General features: G+C 63.1%; 14 protein-coding genes. 5 read left to right on the forward strand and 9 right to left on the reverse strand.

The features are described 5' to 3' along the window. Positions 1 to 12: 12 nt before the first annotated feature. From AC1DF4_RS15480 to AC1DF4_RS15490, 3 genes are all read right to left on the reverse strand, one after another. Positions 13 to 2,808 (reverse strand): ATP-dependent helicase, encoded by a 2,796-nt coding sequence (locus tag AC1DF4_RS15480; RefSeq protein ID WP_476913712.1) that lies wholly within the window; start codon positions 2,806 to 2,808, stop codon positions 13 to 15. 590 nt (positions 2,809 to 3,398) lie between these two features. Further along, positions 3,399 to 3,719: a hypothetical protein gene (locus AC1DF4_RS15485; RefSeq protein WP_476913713.1), complete on the reverse strand. Its 321-nt coding sequence runs from the start codon at positions 3,717 to 3,719 to the stop codon at positions 3,399 to 3,401. Positions 3,720 to 4,538: 819 nt separating this feature from the next. Continuing rightward, positions 4,539 to 4,700: a hypothetical protein gene (locus AC1DF4_RS15490; protein ID WP_476913714.1), complete on the reverse strand. Its 162-nt coding sequence runs from the start codon at positions 4,698 to 4,700 to the stop codon at positions 4,539 to 4,541. A gap of 264 nt (positions 4,701 to 4,964) precedes the next feature. Here AC1DF4_RS15490 and AC1DF4_RS15495 point away from each other — a divergent pair, with 264 nt between their 5' ends. Next, positions 4,965 to 5,732 carry a hypothetical protein gene (locus AC1DF4_RS15495; protein WP_476913715.1) on the forward strand — a complete coding sequence of 256 codons (768 nt, stop codon included), beginning with the start codon at positions 4,965 to 4,967 and terminating at the stop codon, positions 5,730 to 5,732. Positions 5,733 to 5,754: 22 nt separating this feature from the next. Here the strand turns inward: AC1DF4_RS15495 and AC1DF4_RS15500 are convergent, their stop codons facing one another. Continuing rightward, complete coding sequence (locus tag AC1DF4_RS15500; protein ID WP_476913716.1) at positions 5,755 to 6,942, reverse strand: flavin-containing monooxygenase; 1,188 nt, start codon at positions 6,940 to 6,942, stop codon at positions 5,755 to 5,757. Between the two features lie 148 nt (positions 6,943 to 7,090). Between AC1DF4_RS15500 and AC1DF4_RS15505 the strand changes: the two genes are divergently transcribed. Together AC1DF4_RS15505 and AC1DF4_RS15510 are read left to right on the forward strand one after the other, a co-directional pair. Next, positions 7,091 to 7,702 (forward strand): DUF4230 domain-containing protein, encoded by a 612-nt coding sequence (locus tag AC1DF4_RS15505; protein WP_476913717.1) that lies wholly within the window; start codon positions 7,091 to 7,093, stop codon positions 7,700 to 7,702. Positions 7,703 to 7,804: 102 nt separating this feature from the next. Beyond that, positions 7,805 to 9,661, forward strand: coding sequence for an alpha/beta hydrolase family protein (locus AC1DF4_RS15510; RefSeq protein WP_476913718.1), 1,857 nt, complete (start codon positions 7,805 to 7,807; stop codon positions 9,659 to 9,661). A gap of 288 nt (positions 9,662 to 9,949) precedes the next feature. Here the strand turns inward: AC1DF4_RS15510 and AC1DF4_RS15515 are convergent, their stop codons facing one another. Next, positions 9,950 to 10,198: an HNH endonuclease gene (locus AC1DF4_RS15515; protein ID WP_476913735.1), complete on the reverse strand. Its 249-nt coding sequence runs from the start codon at positions 10,196 to 10,198 to the stop codon at positions 9,950 to 9,952. Positions 10,199 to 10,311: 113 nt separating this feature from the next. Beyond that, positions 10,312 to 10,530, reverse strand: coding sequence for a hypothetical protein (locus AC1DF4_RS15520; protein WP_476913719.1), 219 nt, complete (start codon positions 10,528 to 10,530; stop codon positions 10,312 to 10,314). A gap of 430 nt (positions 10,531 to 10,960) precedes the next feature. Here AC1DF4_RS15520 and AC1DF4_RS15525 point away from each other — a divergent pair, with 430 nt between their 5' ends. Next, positions 10,961 to 11,809: an esterase/lipase family protein gene (locus tag AC1DF4_RS15525; RefSeq protein WP_476913720.1), complete on the forward strand. Its 849-nt coding sequence runs from the start codon at positions 10,961 to 10,963 to the stop codon at positions 11,807 to 11,809. A gap of 65 nt (positions 11,810 to 11,874) precedes the next feature. Here the strand turns inward: AC1DF4_RS15525 and AC1DF4_RS15530 are convergent, their stop codons facing one another. Continuing rightward, a complete protein-coding gene (locus AC1DF4_RS15530; RefSeq protein ID WP_476913721.1) occupies positions 11,875 to 13,455 on the reverse strand; it encodes an alkaline phosphatase D family protein in 1,581 nt (526 codons plus the stop codon). A 136-nt stretch (positions 13,456 to 13,591) separates the two neighbouring features. Beyond that, positions 13,592 to 14,071 (reverse strand): hypothetical protein, encoded by a 480-nt coding sequence (locus AC1DF4_RS15535; RefSeq protein WP_476913722.1) that lies wholly within the window; start codon positions 14,069 to 14,071, stop codon positions 13,592 to 13,594. 227 nt (positions 14,072 to 14,298) lie between these two features. On the opposite strand from AC1DF4_RS15535, the gene AC1DF4_RS15540 reads away from it, so the two are divergent. Then, positions 14,299 to 15,558, forward strand: coding sequence for a S8 family serine peptidase (locus AC1DF4_RS15540; RefSeq protein WP_476913723.1), 1,260 nt, complete (start codon positions 14,299 to 14,301; stop codon positions 15,556 to 15,558). A 9-nt stretch (positions 15,559 to 15,567) separates the two neighbouring features. Here AC1DF4_RS15540 and AC1DF4_RS15545 read toward each other — a convergent pair whose 3' ends face one another. Further along, positions 15,568 to 16,335 carry a DeoR/GlpR family DNA-binding transcription regulator gene (locus tag AC1DF4_RS15545; protein WP_476913724.1) on the reverse strand — a complete coding sequence of 256 codons (768 nt, stop codon included), beginning with the start codon at positions 16,333 to 16,335 and terminating at the stop codon, positions 15,568 to 15,570. Positions 16,336 to 16,350: the final 15 nt, after the last annotated feature.

A 16,350-nucleotide genomic window follows, 5' to 3' on the forward strand; every position in this document is an offset into this window, starting at 1 on the left:
GCCCGTCCAGGCCTACCGGGCTCCCGCTGCGTTACAGAGCCGCCGGACATCGCACATTCGGCACTTCGTGCGCTCAGGCTTCGGTTCGTACTCGCGTCGCCTAAGACTCCCTATCGTGGCGATGACCGAGGCCTCCGCAGACGCGATGGCGTGTTGATCGACATCGACGTCATAACGTTGGGTCGTGCCGAGGTCGTGAATAAATGCGGCGGAGACGTCGAGTCCTTCGCGGCGTCCGGCGTCGGCGTAAATCTGGAGTTGCAGCGGACTGGTCTGCTCGCCGGTAGAAGTCTTGTAGTCGACGATTGCGAGACTGCCGATTTGGCCGTCGTGCTCGTCGTAGATCACGTCTGCCCGGCCGGAAACGACCACACCGTCCAGGTAGAGCTCGAATGGGCGTTCGGTGGCCCACGTGCGCAAGAGATCCGACGAATGGTCGGTAACGTAACGCTGAACTAGCTTGCGGGCCTTTTCGCGCATCTCTTTATGCCCGGCCTTGTTTGCGTACGGCAGGAAGAACTCAGAGTCGAGCAGTTGATTAACCTGGATCTCGGTTGGAAGTGTCCCGGTGGCCTTCGTCTTCTCCGCGAGCACTCGCATGGTGTGGTGGACCGCGTTGCCGTATCCCAGTTCTGCCTGGATCGTCGGCATAAAGCCAAGTTGATTCTTCAGCATGTAGCTTCGCGGACAGGAGTCGAATGCGGCTAGTTCGCTATAGGTGATCGCCAGTTCGGAATCGGCTGTGCCACCCTTGCCGGAGACCGAAGTTGGCACGCCTTGGTTCGTGAAGACTTGGCGGGCGTACTCGAAGTATCCGGAAGCATTGCGTATCCTGCCGCTCTTCTGCCGTGCATGACTTGAGAGCAGGACGGCATCGCGGGCCCGAGTTATGGCGACGTAGAAGAGACGGCGTTCGTCGGCGTCGGTGCCTTGGTAGCGTGCGACGTCGAATTTGCCAACTAGTGACGGTGGCCATTCCTGGCTCTGGCCGCTTTTGCTGGAGGGGAAGCGCGTCTTAACCAGCGAGGGCAGGAAGACGACCGGCCACTCGAGCCCCTTGGCTCCGTGGACAGTTCCGAGTGCGACTCCGTCTTCGAAGAGATCCTCTTCGCCCGCGAAGTCGTCGTAGCTCCCGACCGCGTAGTTCGAGAGCAGGATCGCGAAGTTCTTGTAGAACCACTCGCCGCCGCTCCTTGCCCCGACCTGCTCTCCGGGGTTGTTCGGGTCCTTCCGGGCCCGCCAGCTGACGCCCTCGTAATCGGCGAGGACATTAGTGAAACGTGCAATTGTGCCTAGCCGGTTCCGCGTCAGACTTTCGGTGAGGTCCCACCGATTTACGCCGAGCATCTCCACGAGAATGTAGAAGTCCCCAACTAGGCTCTCGTTGAACTGGCTGGCCAGCGCCTTCGCCTTCCAGCTCACCAGGCGCTCTTTCAATGCGGTGAAGCTCGCTGGCGTCAGGCCGAAAATGCGTGTGTAGTCATCTAGAAGGCGGTCCAGAGTGACCGCCTGCCGTGGGGTGCCGTACTTCTCGGGTGACCAATCGATTTCTCCGATCCAAGCGTACGTAGCCGCGAAAACCTCTGCTTCGGGCTGAGCGAACAGGCCGGTGCGTCCGCCTGGTTGGACGGGGATCCGGAGGGCTGAGAGTGACTCAAGAATCGCCGGGTAAGCGGCCCTGCCTCGTACCAGAATGGCAATGTCCTTGTACTCCACACCCAATTCGCGGAATTCGAGGATTTGCCTCGCGATCTCCTCCGCTTCGTCATTCTCGGTGCCCGGATTGCTGGTGAAGGCGACGGACGGCCCGACAGCTTCACGAAAAGGGTGCATCTCCTTGTCGATTCGCCCTGGGACCGTCTTGGCGAATGCGTTGGCGAGTTCGACGATGCCGGGACGTGACCGGCGATTCGTCAGCAAGCGAAACTGCTTGACGGCAGGGTACCGCTCGTCGAAAGTCACAATGTTCTCGACCGCCGAGCCGCGCCACTGGTAGATGGCCTGGTCATCGTCACCGACAACGACAATGTCGGCATTGCCGTATGGCTTCGCCAAAAGCGATATCAGGCACTCTTGCGCTGGATTGACGTCCTGGTACTCGTCAACAATCAGATGCCGAAGCGGCTCAGTGACCTTCGCATGGATTTCGGGGACCTGCAGAGCCTCGACAGCACGGACGATTTGGGTGCCAAAGGACATGAACTGGTACCGGTCGAGCATCGCGTAGTACTCCGTGACGGCGGCCTTGAAGTCATCCTCTGGCAGCGCACCGACGTCGATCATCTCGTTCTCGAGGACGTCCACGCCGCGCTGGAACATCGCGAGGTTTTGGAATACGCCTTTCGTCGCGGACAAGTTCTTGATGCCGAGCAAGTAGCTTTCGCGGTACAGAAGATTGGTCAGCTGGTTTGCGTCCAAGGGTGTGTACGTCTCGTAGCGCGGCACATACGTCTGGAGCATTCGAAAGCAGTAAGCGTGAATCGTGCCGACGAACAGGCGACCCAGCTTGTCGGTCGCCTCGGTTCCTTGGGCAGCCGTCACGCGTTCGCGAATACGCTCCTTGAGCTCCGCAGCGGCCTTCTCCGTGAACGTAAACGCCACGATTGACTCCGGCGCTTCACCGTCAGCCAGGAGCGATGCGACTCGCTGCGAGACTACCTCCGTCTTACCGGAGCCGGCAGCGGCGATGATCTGGATATGGCTGCCTCGATGGGAGACAGCCGCCGCCGCGTCTCCTTCGAGCTCCGGGATTTCCGAAGTCGACGGTTTGGGACGGCTCGGAGCGGTGACCGGTACGCCGGCTTCCACTGGAGTGGACGTACCTGGCTGTGCCGGGATCACGGACTCAGGGGCTCCCGCGGGCACGACAGCCACCGGCCCCGGTGGTGAGATCTGAGGGGACCCGACGTTGGCAGAGGACGCCGCGGGCTTGATGCTGAACGGGGAGGGCGTAGTTGCCTTCTTCTCCTTGGGCGAGACCCACTTGAATTTCACGTACTTTCCCCCTGTTTGTGGCACCAACTCACGCGACCGAATCATCGTTGAAGTTGTTCGTCGTTGGCAATTGCAATTCGTGAACGACCTTTGACAGATCTTATCTGCTGTGTGGCCTTTCGGCCCGACTTCGGGCTCACCTCATAGCCAGTGCGCTGCAAATCGGTGTTTTGGTCGCCTCAGCCGCCCGGCAACAGAGGGACGAGACCTCGCACCCGTCGACATGCGTGCAGCCGCAGGGAATTCGAACAGAATCGACTGGGGTCTTGCCATTTATTAGCCGCGGAACATGCCAACTTTGTGGAATACATCTGCAAATGCTCTGATGGGAACGGACAAAGATACTGAGTCCGGTTTCACGCCTGCCGCGTCATTTGGCACGTCGGTTGTTTTCCCGGCTGAAGCTAAAGTTTGTCAATCCAAGTATCTTCTTCTCGAAGATCCCAGTCAGAAGCCCCAACAGCTCGAGGTTTGGCCGCCGCGTTTGCTTTAATGCGCTTCAGAACGCGATGGGCTTCGGCCGATGTGAGTTCACGAAGCGAAGCCAAGGGCCGAACAACGCAGCTTTGCGCGATTTCTTGGCGACGTTCCTGGCTGTCGATCCCGGCCGTGGCGAATGCTTCGCGGATGGCGGCAACCTGCTCATCCCTAATCGGATGCTCGGCAGGACCCGCGCTTTGAACGGGCTCTTCCTCTGGGGCAATGCTAAAAAGTGCGTCACTCACAATGACGAGGATACATTGACAGACCACATCCGGGCGGCTCCCGGCGGGTGGCGACAGGCTAAGCGGCCACGAGCCAAACCGTCCGCGACGTGGAGCTACGGCTCTCGGGAGAATGGGCACGTGAGTCGCTTACAGCGCATGTTGACACTCGGGCTCCGTCAGGTTCTCCATCTTGGGCGGCCTTGGTCGTCCAACGCTTCAGCAATTCTGCTCATCGGCCGATCGAATGCCCGGCGCCAGGCTGATTACCGCAAAATGCGACCCTGCCGCTGCTCCGGAGCTGCGGCTTGGGGAGTCCTGCAAAGCTAACGCATAGCTCAAAATGAAACTGGTCCGCGCACCGCTGGTGGGATAAGGGAACTACTGTGCGCTTTGCAACTGTCGTGGGTCGTGATTGGACCACGTCGGAAAAGGTCAAGATGCGGCCCGAGCTTATCGCTTTCGGGGCCGCTAGCCGTCTACGCGGATTAGTCCAGCTCCGCCTGATCCCAAGGTTCCTGCGACTCCACATACTCATCATCGAGCCCGTCACCCATCGATGCGTCCTCGCCGTTCAGATACCACTCATCAATCGAATCTGTCATGCGTGCCTTCTCTCAAGGATGATTTCCACACCATTGTCAAAATCGCCGCAGCCGCGTTGGACGCGCTGGTTGGAATTATTCAGGTCTGGGCAACATAACATCTGGATTTGGCGGTAGCAATACATCACTTCTGCGGATAACGAGCCGCACGGACGTGCGCCGAGACCGCGCTGTCGTAGGTGCGGCGTGCCGGCCAACATCGGAGTTTCTACCAACTCACCGGCGGCACGATGTTTTAGCCGTCACGCCCGTCGATGGTGCCGTCGTCAATCTCGGGTTCCTGGCTCAGGTCCTGCTCCGCGCCGGTGATGCTGCGGTCCTCGGCCAGGCGCTCTGCCACGTTCTTCCGCCAGCCGGCCCCGGCCAGGTCGTCGTCCCGGAACTGCCGCGATTCCATCCCACACTCCAATGTCCGGCGCCACTCCACGAGCGCCCTGCAGTTCGGCGTTGGCCTTGTACTTGTGCGTGGTGCTGCCGGTGACCCGCCAGGCTGCCTTCACACATAGGAAAGGCCCGGCACCGAAGCGTCGCGGGCCGGTCGACGCTAACGCCGAAGGTCCAGTTCGCCTAAATGTGCGGGACACTGGAAGTCCCGACCATGAAAGCGGGCCACCTTGACTGGTCTCCAGCACCATGCCGACGGCTTCACCAAGCTGACGCCATGGTGCTGAGCAGCATTGGCGGCACCGGCCATCTCGATCCGCTGCTGTATCCGTGGGACCCGCCCGGGGCCTCGGGTGTCATGGACGGCAATGAATTCCGGCTCATTGACCTTTCAACCGGACTGGAAGAAGCCCTCGCGCAAGCCAGCGCGGCACCGCTGGAAGCCCGTTTCCTGGTGGTCTCCATCGGCTCGAATTCAAGCGCCGACGTGATGCGGCGGAAATTCGCCAACTACCACCAGCCTGTCAGCGCGGTCCTGCCGCTGGTCCGGGGGCAGCTTCACAACATCGCCGTTGGCCACTCCGCGCACGTGAGCAAGGCCGGCTACATCGCCGCCGCCCCGTATCCGCTGATGGGAGAGTGCATAGAAGTCTGGCTTTCGTGGCTGGACGACGTCCAACTGATGGCCCTCGACGAAACGGAGCCCAACTACCGGCGGATCCAGCTCGACGGCGAAGCCTGCCCGCTCGTGGCGGACTACGGGGAACGTCCGGAGGAGTTTTCGCTGTTCACCTCGCGCTGGGGCGTGCTGACCGACGGCGACGGCGGGAAGCTTCCCTTCCTCGACCAGCCTGCCCTCTTCGGGCTTCTCGCCGGCAGCGGCACCGGTGACCTCCTTGAGGAGGGGAAGTCCGTGTTCGACGGGCCGCCTGAGCTTGTTGCCGAGCAGCTCGCGATGCCCTCGGTCCAAGCGTGGGCCGGGGAATGGTTCAGCTCGGCCGGCCTCGCCGCGCAAGGGGACTTCGACGGGAATTGCGCGGGGTAGACCCCTCTCGGGAACGTCGCCTTCACCGGGCGGCGCTGTTCCCGGCGATGTGCTGCGAAATATATTCGGCGTCGCGGCCCACGCCCGCCACGATGGACGAGTCGTGCCCGGTGAGCCACGGCAGCCCGACGGCGAACAGGCCCGGGTGTTCGGTGACGCCGCGGTGGTGCCGGGGGTAGTTCCATTCGTCCAGCACCGGGATGTCCAGGATGCTGAAGTCCAGCCGGTAACCCGTGGCCCAGAGGACCGAAGTGACGTTGGCGGACTCGAGATTCAGCCGCGCCGGCTCCGAAGGAAGCCAGCGGTCCTGGCTCGCCGGCTCGGGCTCCCGTGCCGACATGCCGGTGGCGGCAATATAGAACATCGGCTTCATCCGCTGGTAGAACGCCGCCTCCACCAGTCCCAGGTGTTCCGGAAGATCATCACTGAAGACGAGGTCGCCGTCGTCGGCTGCCTCCAAATGGCCGTGCAGCAGGACGCCGCGCCGGCCGAGGTCCCGCAGGTGGAGGTCGTGGCCGCCGTCGGCGCCGGACACCAGCGGGTTGCAGGCGAACCTCGCCGCGGGGGAGGGCAGCTGCCCCACGGTGAGGTCGTTCAGTCCATACTCGGGGCCGAATTGTGCAAGCTGCATCATCCAGTAGAGGAGGTCCTGGCCGCGGTACCGGCGCGGCGCCTCCGGGCACGTGGACACCGTCAGGTGGATGTCGCGGCCGACGGCGAGCAGTTCCTCGGCGATCTGATCGCCGGACTGGCCGGTGCCAACGATGAGCAAGGCACAGCCGGGCAGTTGGCCTGGGCTGCGGGAGCTGTCGGTGTGAAGTTGCAGGAGGCAGCCAGACAGTCGCGCCGACAGTGCGGGGATTTTCGGCGTCTGGTAGCCGCCGGTGGCGAGTACCACGTTCCGGGCCCGCCAGCTGCCCCGGGTGGTGGCCACGTTGAAGACGCCGCCCTCCGCGGCCGCGATCCGCGTGACGTCCGCACCCGTTCGGACAGGAGCGTCGATGAGCTCTGCATAGTGCCGGAAATAGCCGATGAGGTCATCCCGCGGCATGAATGCTTCCGGGGCGGGGCCGTCATACGGCATGCCGGGCAGCGCGAGCGAGAAGTTCGGAGTGTTCTGGCAAAACGCGTCCCACCGGTCCTGCCACGCCCCGCCCAGCGTCTCGCGCCGTTCCAGCAACTGATGTTCGACGCCTGCCCGGCTCAGCAAGAGGTGACAACTTCTCCGGCAATTCTCCCGACCCCGTCGGTGAGCCCGCTTACAATAATCTGAGCTCTCCGGGCGAGATATTTCCTGGATGAAGTCTCACTGACGGAACGCGGCTCCGCCGTTTCTCATAACTGGGGGGAACTCAATTTTGAAGGCATTGAAGGGCATCGCTATCGTGTCTGGCGCTGTGCTGGGGGTAATCGGTGGGGCCAGCCTGCTTGGGTTTAATGAGTATCCTTGGAGCGAGAAATCCACTGACCAAACAGTCATCATGCAGTCCATCAAGGACGTTTCGCAGCTGCAGAGTGCCATCGGGACCTTCCAACTGGTCGTAGATACTGGCGACGACAACGTAGCCATGCCCGATATCATTTCCGGGCGGCGAACGCTTTTCCTGGCGGTTGGTACGGTTGACGCCATCGTCGATCTCTCAGGTATCCAGGAAGACGACCTGAAGGTGTCTTCCGACGGAAAGTCCGCCACACTGCGCTTACCCGAAGCTCGGCTGGAAAAACCCAACCTGGATCACGAGGCTTCGAAGGTGTATCGCAGTGACCGAGGCGTGCTTGACCGCATCGCAGATGTTTTCGAATCCCCCGAACAGTCCGCTATATTCCTCCGAGCTGAAACTGAAATGGCTTCCGCGGCTGAAAAGTCCGAGCTCCGCAAGCGTGCCACCGCAAGTGCACGCTCCACCCTGACTGCTCTGTTCGACTCCCTCGGAACGCAGGTCACCTTCCTTGACGCAGGCGCCGGTTAGTCACCAAATGCAGGGCGCCTATGTCCTTCCCACCAAGGCCAGACGCGGCGGACAAAGCGGCAACTCTCACCATCATGAACGTCAATTTCGATCGGAGCACCCATGTCCCAAGAACCTACACTGCTCTTCCTGCACGGCGTCGGCGACGGAAACAGTGATGGCGCTTGGCTGACTGGCCTCAGTGCAGCGTTGTCCCGCCTTGGATACCCAAACGTGGACCGCGAACGCGTTATTGCACCGAAGTACGCTCATGCACTGAGAGGGAGCGACGAACCCCTGCCGCTCCCTCGAATAACCGTCAAGCAGCCGGCCAGGGATCAAATCCGCCAGAATCGCCGGGATTTTGAGCGACGCACGGCCGCGCTCGAATTCCGGTTGGGAAGACACAATCAAGGGAATGGCTGGGGCGGCGCTGAATTGGTCGTCAACGGGTCGGCCAGCCTTCCCGGCTTCGGGCAAGTACGCAAGTACCTCGGCAACGCGGATGTCAGGGCGCAGGTTCTGCATCGAATCCTGAAAAAACTGCCCGTTTCCGGCCGGATCGTGATTATCGGTCACAGCCTGGGATCCGTGATCGCTGCCGACCTCCTTCAGCGGTTGCCAATCGGGCTTGAAGTAGTCGGTTTGGTTACGATCGGCAGTCCACTCGCCAGCGGGCGGTTCGACGTGGACAAGTTGCGGGAGAGTATGCAGGAACCTCCCACCAATTTGACCTGGTGGGCCAACTTCTGGAATGTGTTGGATCCTGTAGCCGCCCACAGGGGTCTCTCTTCGGTGTACAGCTGGATGCTTGATTTCCGCATTGGGACCGGATTCAACCACCACGTCCATGACGCGGAGGCATACCTCTCCCACGACGCCGTTGCCGAAGCAGTAGGTTTCGCGCTCTTCGGCTCCAAGTCCACCGAAATCGTCAGCGCGGACAAGGGTCTGGACATCCAACTGGATGCATCTGAACTCATAGCCTTGGTTGCACTGCGCTATGCCTATTTGCTGCAATTACGGCTTAACGGCGAGCAAAGAGTCAGGTTTGCTGGAGCCTTGCGGCAGGTGCAGGCCACTGCCATCAATGAGATCCGCCAACGGAATAGGGAAGTGGGTAGGCCATTGCCGTCGCAAGTTGCCCGGTTGGCCTTCGACCCATCGGACCCAGAAGCCAAGGTGCCTGAGCCTCTGCCGAGCCGCCATCTGTCCAAGGAAGATGCGGTAACCCTGCTCACTGTTCTTGCATCCGAAAACGTCATCAGGCCGTTTGAAATTAACGTTGACCGCGATAAATGGCTCGGCGCCATGCAGGACCTCGCCTCGGAGATGGGGCTGGGAAGCCCATACGGTGCTCACGTTTTTGAGGCAGCAAGAAAGGCCCAGGACGTCCTCAGCGGGGCGCTTGTGGTCAATTGGAAAAAATGGGGGGCATTGGGTGCCGGCGCCGTTGCGCTGGTGCTGGCCACCGGCGGCCTTGCCTTGGCTGCGGCACCCGGAGTGGTCGGCGCAGCCATCATCACAAGTGCCCTGGCCGGATTCGGCCCGGGCGGCATGATCGGTGGACTGTTGACCGCCGGCGCGCTGGTTGGGGCGGGCGGCGGTGGCATCGCCTTCAGCCTTGCCAGCCCTGATACCACGGCCGAAACCGTTGAAGCAGTGGTACAGCGTCGTCTGGCCGCCGTAATTTTGCGGCAGCGGCAAGACCTCGAACCGGATTACTCATTGTGGGGAATTCTCGCCGCGAATGAGATTTCGTTCCGCCGGGAATACGAACGTCTAGATGAGTTCTCCGACGAGTCAGCCCAGGCCCTGAAAGAGCTGAAGAAGAAACTCGAGACCATCGAACGGGCGATGAAGTATTTGTCCGACCATGGCCTTGAGCCGGACCTGATCGAAGATCCTGCAGAGGGCTCACCAAATGCTGAAGAGAGCCAAGGCAGTGGCGCACGCCAGCCTCAACTGCAACTCGAGTAGGGTTCCTAAACCCGAAAGAAACAAACCGTGACTTTCACCCGGCAGACCTTTTCACCACTGCAGCAACCTTGCCTGTACCCCACTACCTGAACATTTACACCTGGCCAGAATCGGCGCCGTCGTCCGTCACAGCCCTGGCAAACGCCAGCATGGCGGCTCTCCACTGTTGTGGGAAATGGATCCCTGGTATGAGCGTCAGGACGCCGTCCGGGCGGCACTTCCATCAGAGGTGGGATCGATGCACGCGAGCCTTCAGCGGGGAACTCGCGCGGCGTCGACTCCGGCCGCTCAGGAGAGCTGGTGCCGCGCGCCAACGCTGACGGGACCGGTCGGCGAAACGTTGGCCCGCCGCCGCCGGCGTCGTTCGATTCGTTCCTGCTGTCCGGGCGAGGGAACCATCGCGCCCTTGGTCCGGTTGCAGCTGGCACAGGCGGCGACAAAGTTCTGCAGGCTGGTGGATCCGCCCTTGGACCACGGGCAGAAATGGTCACCATGCTCAGCGTGCTGTGGGCACCGCCGCCGGAGCCCGGACTCCATATCGCACTGGTCGCCGACGCGTGCCGTGCCCTCCCGGCGCTGCGGGCGACTGAAACGCCGGACCGGGTCCCTGCGTTTTATGTCTCTACTGCGAATGACGACCGCAATAATGGTCAGAACCACCAGGAAAGCCCTGGGACGGTGACCGCAGCCAGAACGCCGTCGAACATGCCGCGAAGAATTTCAGCGACGGTTGCTGCGCTGCGGCTGCCCGCCGGGTTCGCCTTCTGCATGAGCGACAGGACAACGGAGGCGCCTAACCAGACAACCACCGCCAAATAGGCCGCACGCAGAGCATGGCGGCTCCAGTAGATGCGTTTAAGTTCCACCATTCCGTCGTCCCCCATCGATCTTCAGCCCGGTCGAATCCCTGCAGTTAGGGAGATCGTCCCGTCGGGCCATTAGCCTTGCGGGCTCACCATTAGCCGTCTTTGTAGGGTGCGCAGCTGGCGAACGACGCGCCTGGCGCAGTCGGCGTCCCGTGGAATGAACGTTTGTGCAGCCGCTGTTGGCCGTTTTCTCAGGCAGTCTCGGGCGAAAAGAAGGTACTGACCAGTAGCTTTGCTTCTCGAGCGGCCGTCATTTCAGGGCGGACAGGATTCGCCCGCGGAGCCGGTTTTTTGTGCACATCCGTGCAAAATCGTGGCCGGACCGGGCTGCGGGCTGCCTACTGTTGAGTAACCGGGCAACCTTGGCCGACCCGCAGTACAACGGTTACTGCCGGCCCCGCAGCCCGCTGACAAACGAACAAAGAGGTTTCCAATGTCGCTGCTCGCCAAAGTCCTGTCCACCGCCGCCGCTGCCGTCCTGGCCGGCTCGCTGGCCGTGGCCCCCGCGCATGCGGGACCTGTTGAGATTTCCCCGCCGGGCGCCAATGACTGGTCTTGCAAGCCAAGCGCCGAGCATCCGTATCCGGTCATCCTGGTGCCTGGAACCTTTGAGAGCATGGACAAGAACTGGTCCACCCTATCGCCGTACCTCAAGAGCGCCGGGTACTGCGTGTTCGCCCTCAACTACGGCGAGACCAACGGCGTGTATGCCACCGCGCCGGTCGCGGACTCGGCGCAGCAGCTCGCGCCGTTCGTGGATAGAGTGCGTGCCTCCACCGGCGCCAAGAAGGTGGATCTCGTGGGCCACAGCCAGGGCGGCATGATGCCCCGCTACTACATGGGCTTCCTCGGCGGCGCCAAGAATGTCCATCAGCTCATCGGGATCGCACCCTCCAACCACGGCACTGAAGGGGTAATCGTCCCGCAGCCGGGCGCTGTCCCGGACCCCGACTACACCGGGGTGGGCTGTGCCGCCTGCGCCGACCAGCAGGCGGGGTCGGCTTTTATGCAGAAGCTCAACTTCATCGGCGATACGGTGGCGGGTCCCTCCTACACCGTCATCTCCACGGTGAACGACGAAGTGGTCATTCCCTACAACAGCCAGTTCCTCAACGGGCCGGCGCGGCAGGTCACCAACATCACCATCCAGGACAAGTGCCCGGCTGACCAGATCGAACATGACCAGGCGCCGAACGACCCTGTGGTGCACCAGTTCGTCGCCCACTCGCTGGGCAGGGTGTCCGGTCCCGCTGATCCGGCCTACCAGCCCAACTGCATCTAGCCGCGGGTAGCGGCCGGGCCGGGGGAGTGGCGCCAGCGGGGCTGGCTGCACCCCCGGCCCCGCCGCTACTGCAGCCCCGGCACCCCGTCCCGGATCTCAAACGAAGCTTTCGTGCTGACGGGCGATCCCGGCGTCGTGACGTAGTCCAGCACCCGGAAGTCCGCAGTCATCGCGTCCTTCGTGATGCGGGTGTTCACGTAGCCGCGGTTGTCGTTGTAGAACTTCAGGTGCGGGTTCCAGGCCATGGTCGCGTCCGTGGTGGATCCTGAGCCGTTGCCGGTGGACGTGATGGAAGTGCTCACCAGTTCCGAGCCGACCACGGGCGACGCCGGGTCCTGGTAGTCCACCTTTACGTCGTTGGCCCAGTTGCGGTGCACGTCGCCGGTGAGCACCACGGCGTTGCGCACGTTCGCGTCCACCCAGCCCTGCGTGATGCGGCGGCGCGAGGCGGCGTAGCCGTCCCAGCCGTCCATGGAGACGTCGTCGATCTCCGGCGCCTGGTTCCGGTCCCGCTCGGCGAAGAACACCTGCTGCCCCAGGACGTCCCAGCGCTGGGTGGAGTTCTTGAAGCTGTCCAGCAGCCATTTCTCCTGCTCCGCGCCGGTGATGGTGCGGTCCTCGGCCAGGCGCTCTGCGACATTCTTCTTCCAGCCGTCGCCGGCGAGCTGGTCGTCGCGGTACTGCCGGGTGTCCATCATATGGAAGTTGGCCAGTTGGCCCCACTGGATGGTGCGGTAGATCTTCATGTCGAACCCGGCCGGCACGGACGAGGCCCGGAGCGGCATGTTCTCGTAGTACGCCTGGAACGCGGCGGCGCGGCGCTGCCGGAAATGCTCCGTGGTGTCGTTCAGCTGCCCGGCGTCGGTGTTCTCCGGGACGTCGTCCGCCCAGTTGTTGTCCACCTCGTGGTCGTCCCACACCACCAGCCACGGCGCCACCGCGTGCGCGGCCTGCAGGTCGGCGTCGGCCTTGTACTGCGCGTGCCGCTGCCGGTAGCCGGCCAGGCTGGTGGTCTCGGGACCCTCGTGGTCGCGCGGGTTGCCGCCGCCGACCACGTAGCTGTCCTTCCTGTACTCGTACAGGTAATCGCCCAGGTGCAGCACCAGATCCGGGTGGTCCTGCGCCAGCCGCGCGTAGGCGGTGAAATAACCGTGCTCGTACTGCGCGCAGCTGGCGAACGACATGGCCAGCGCCGCCGGCGTCTCGTGCAGCGCCGGGCTGGTGAGGGCGCGGCCCACCGGGCTGATGTGCCGGCCGGTGCGGAACCGGTAGAAGTATTCGCGACCCGGCCGCAGGCCCCGCAGCTCCACGTGCACCGAGTGCGCGGTTTCGATCCGGGCCCGCTCGACGCCGCGGGCTACTACCGTGCGCATGCCCGCGTCCTCGGCCACTTCCCAGGCCACGGCGACGTTGCGGGAGGGCATGCCGCCCAGGCCGTCCCCGGCAATGGGGTCCAGGGCCAGCCGGGTCCAGATCACGAAGCCGTCCGGCCACGGCTCGCCGGAGGCGATACCCAGCAGGAACGGATCGGCGCGGAGGCCGGCGTCGTCCGCGGTGGAAACGGCGACGGCGGCACCCGGCCAGGCGGCGACGAGCCCGGCCCCGAGGCCGGCGGAGAGGAGGGATCTGCGTGAAATGTTGTCCATGCCGTCGACCGTACGGCGGCCGGTTGGACAAGGTCTGAGGAAGATGTGAATGAGCGGTTAACTACGTGACAAGAACTGTTGACTGGGTTTCGGCAAGCTCGGATTCATCAGGCTCAGTCATTCCGGGGCATGGAGCCTACCGGTACCAGCCCACCGCGCGGTCGTAGCTGCACTCCAGTGCACCCGTTCCGGGGGCAATGCCGCCGCCGGAGGGAAAGTAGATGGCACCGAAGTCCGCGCCATCGGCGTCGATCCGTCCCTGGGCCCAGATCTGGGCGGCTTCCAGGTCCTTTTCGGGGATGGATTCCCGGGTGCTGTGGCCCCCGCCGAAGTGAATGTCCAGCTGATACGTCCCCGGTTGGGAGGTCCCGGCGTGATGGGCCGGATCCTGCTCATCACGCCTGCTGATGAGGACTTGGGCCGAGGCATGGAGGATGGAGGGCTCGCTGGCCTGATTCCCGTGCTCCTGCTGTTTCATCCGCAGACCCGAGACGACGCTTTCCACGGTGTCTTCCTCCGTGACGACGTAGGCGGAACCGTTGGCGTCGGCCTCTGAGCCGCCGACGCTTTTCAGATGCTGTCCGAATTGTTCGGAGCTGGACTGGCTGGAAGTCATGCACCCTCCTTGAGGGTTTTCGCGGCGGGTGCCGACCGTCTCACCCTAGACCCGCGGGGGAGCATCCAGCCCCGTGATGCGGGACTATTTTTCGGGGAGGTCCACATCGAGGGGCTATTGGACCTCGCGCCCACGGCGGAGACGATGACAGCGTCGCCCGCGAGGCCTGCACGTAATGTTCCGACAGGCCCTATCTACCTGGCGCAGATTGAAGCAAGATACTCCGCATGAAACGAACCGTTATAGCTGGCTTCGCGGCGGTAGTCATAGGCTGCGGCACCATCACGTTGGCAGCCCCAGGCAACGCAGCGACCACGAGCAGCGCGTCGACGCAGTCGTCGCCCGCCGCGGGGCACATTATGGTCAAATTCCGCGACAACGGCGCGGCAGCAGGCGTACTGCGCCTGCACGGTCTCGGGGAGGGCCCCGGGATCGGCAGCACCGGCGCTCGACTCGTCAACGTACCGGCCGGCCGGGAGCTCCAGCTCATCGAAGCCCTCAGCCGGAACCCGGCAGTTGAGTACGCCGAACCGGACGAGACCGTTACCGCTGCTTCCTCGGACGAGTATTTCCCCCGCCAGTACGCCCTGCAAAACAACGGCCAGGCATTCACCAACACCGCCGGCACGCTGTCTGTGGCCGGAGGCGCCGCGGACGCTGATGTCGACGCCGTCGAGGCTTGGGGCGTCACGACGGGGAGCAGCATCAAAGTCGCCGTCCTCGATTCCGGAGTCGCCAGCGACAACGCCGACATCACTCCGAAGGTCGTTGCGCGCGCCAACTTCACCAACGGGAAACCCGGTGAGGACAACTATGGGCACGGCACGCATGTGGCCGGTATTGTCGCCGCCACCGCCAACAACACGGTTGGCGTGGCCGGTGTGTGCCCGGGATGCACCATCCTGGACGGCAAAGTCCTCAACGACAGCGGCGTCGGCTCGAGCTCAAGCCTTGCGAACGGTATCAATTGGGCCGTAAGTAACGGTGCGAAGGTAATCAATATGAGCCTCGGAGTGCGGGCATCACGCACCCTCGAAACTGCCATCAACAACGCCTGGAGTAAGGGTGTGGTGCTCGTTGCCGCAGCAGGCAACGGCAGTAACCAGTCCAAGATCTACCCGGGCGCCTACCCCAACGTCATTGCCGTCGCCGCCACGGACAATACCGACGCCAAAGCATCGTTCTCAACCTACGGAGCCAGTTGGGTGGACGTCGCGGCGCCCGGAGTCAATGTCTACTCCACGTTCCCGAACCACACTTTTGTCCTCGGGACGCAGAACAAGCGCTCTTTCGGTTACGACGTCGGCAACGGGACCTCCATGTCCTCGCCCATCGTTGCTGCAACGGCCGCGCTTGCCTGGAGCTCCCACGTTGGCGCCACGCACACGTCAGTCCGCGCAAATATCGAATCAACCGCCGACACGATTTCTGGCACGGGCACCTACTGGGCCCATGGGCGGGTAAACGCAGACAAAGCCGTCCGGTAAGTTACAGCCCTAAACAACCGTTGCCAGGTGGATCTCCACGTTTCCCAGGTCACGGAAGGACTTGAGCTGCGCTTCAGTTGCTCCGTCGTCAGTTATCAGGTGCCAGGGCCGCTCCAGCGGCGTCCACCAGTGCGATGATTCCAGGCCGAGCTTCGTCGAGTCGGCAACGACGTAGACCTGGTGGGAGTTGTCCACCATGAGGCGTTTGAGGGCGGCCTGCTCGGGGGTTCCTTCCGACAGTCCCCGTGCTGCGGTCACGCCGTCGGCACTGAGGAAGGCGGCGTCTGCGGTGATCGAGGACATGACCTGTTCCGCGAGCGGCCCCACCATGCCGGAGCTGACGTGCCGCAGGGTCCCGCCGATGACGATGAGCTCCACGCCGTCGCTGTTCTCCAGTAGCTGTGTGGTGGTGAGCCCGTTGGTCACCACGGTGATGCCCTCCCGGCCGGCGATCCTGGCGGCCAGCGCGCCCGCGGTGGTTCCGGCGTCGAGGATGTTCACGGAGCCCGGCGCAACGAAGGTGGCCGCGAGCCGGCCGATCGCAGCCTTTTGGCTGGTGGCAATCTGTTCGCGTTGCCGCAGGCTCTTCTCGCCGCCGGCATCGGCGGTCCGGGCGCCGCCATAGGTGCGGAGAATCTGGCCCGACTTGGCCAGGGCTTCGAGGTCGCGCCGGATCGTGGACAGGGAAACCCCGTAACGGCCGGCCAGCTCTTCAACGCTGACCGGCCGTTCGGACAGGACCGACCCAATTTCGAGTCGTCTATCTTTTGCGTTCACCTAGTGATTCTCGCA

Source organism: Arthrobacter sp. 05N429, assembly GCF_056397045.1.

Excerpts from the sequence above, each read along its gene's own strand:
- AC1DF4_RS15520 (WP_476913719.1), bottom strand. The coding sequence starts at position 10,530 with ATGGTGGAACTTAAACGCATCTACTGGAGCCGCCATGCTCTGCGTGCG.
- AC1DF4_RS15495 (WP_476913715.1), top strand. The coding sequence starts at position 4,965 with ATGGTGCTGAGCAGCATTGGCGGCACCGGCCATCTCGATCCGCTGCTG.
- AC1DF4_RS15490 (WP_476913714.1), bottom strand. The coding sequence starts at position 4,700 with ATGGAATCGCGGCAGTTCCGGGACGACGACCTGGCCGGGGCCGGCTGG.
- AC1DF4_RS15525 (WP_476913720.1), top strand. The coding sequence starts at position 10,961 with ATGTCGCTGCTCGCCAAAGTCCTGTCCACCGCCGCCGCTGCCGTCCTG.
- AC1DF4_RS15540 (WP_476913723.1), top strand. The coding sequence starts at position 14,299 with ATGAAACGAACCGTTATAGCTGGCTTCGCGGCGGTAGTCATAGGCTGC.
- AC1DF4_RS15530 (WP_476913721.1), bottom strand. The coding sequence starts at position 13,455 with ATGGACAACATTTCACGCAGATCCCTCCTCTCCGCCGGCCTCGGGGCC.
- AC1DF4_RS15515 (WP_476913735.1), bottom strand. The coding sequence starts at position 10,198 with ATGGAGTCCGGGCTCCGGCGGCGGTGCCCACAGCACGCTGAGCATGGT.
- AC1DF4_RS15510 (WP_476913718.1), top strand. The coding sequence starts at position 7,805 with ATGTCCCAAGAACCTACACTGCTCTTCCTGCACGGCGTCGGCGACGGA.
- AC1DF4_RS15535 (WP_476913722.1), bottom strand. The coding sequence starts at position 14,071 with ATGACTTCCAGCCAGTCCAGCTCCGAACAATTCGGACAGCATCTGAAA.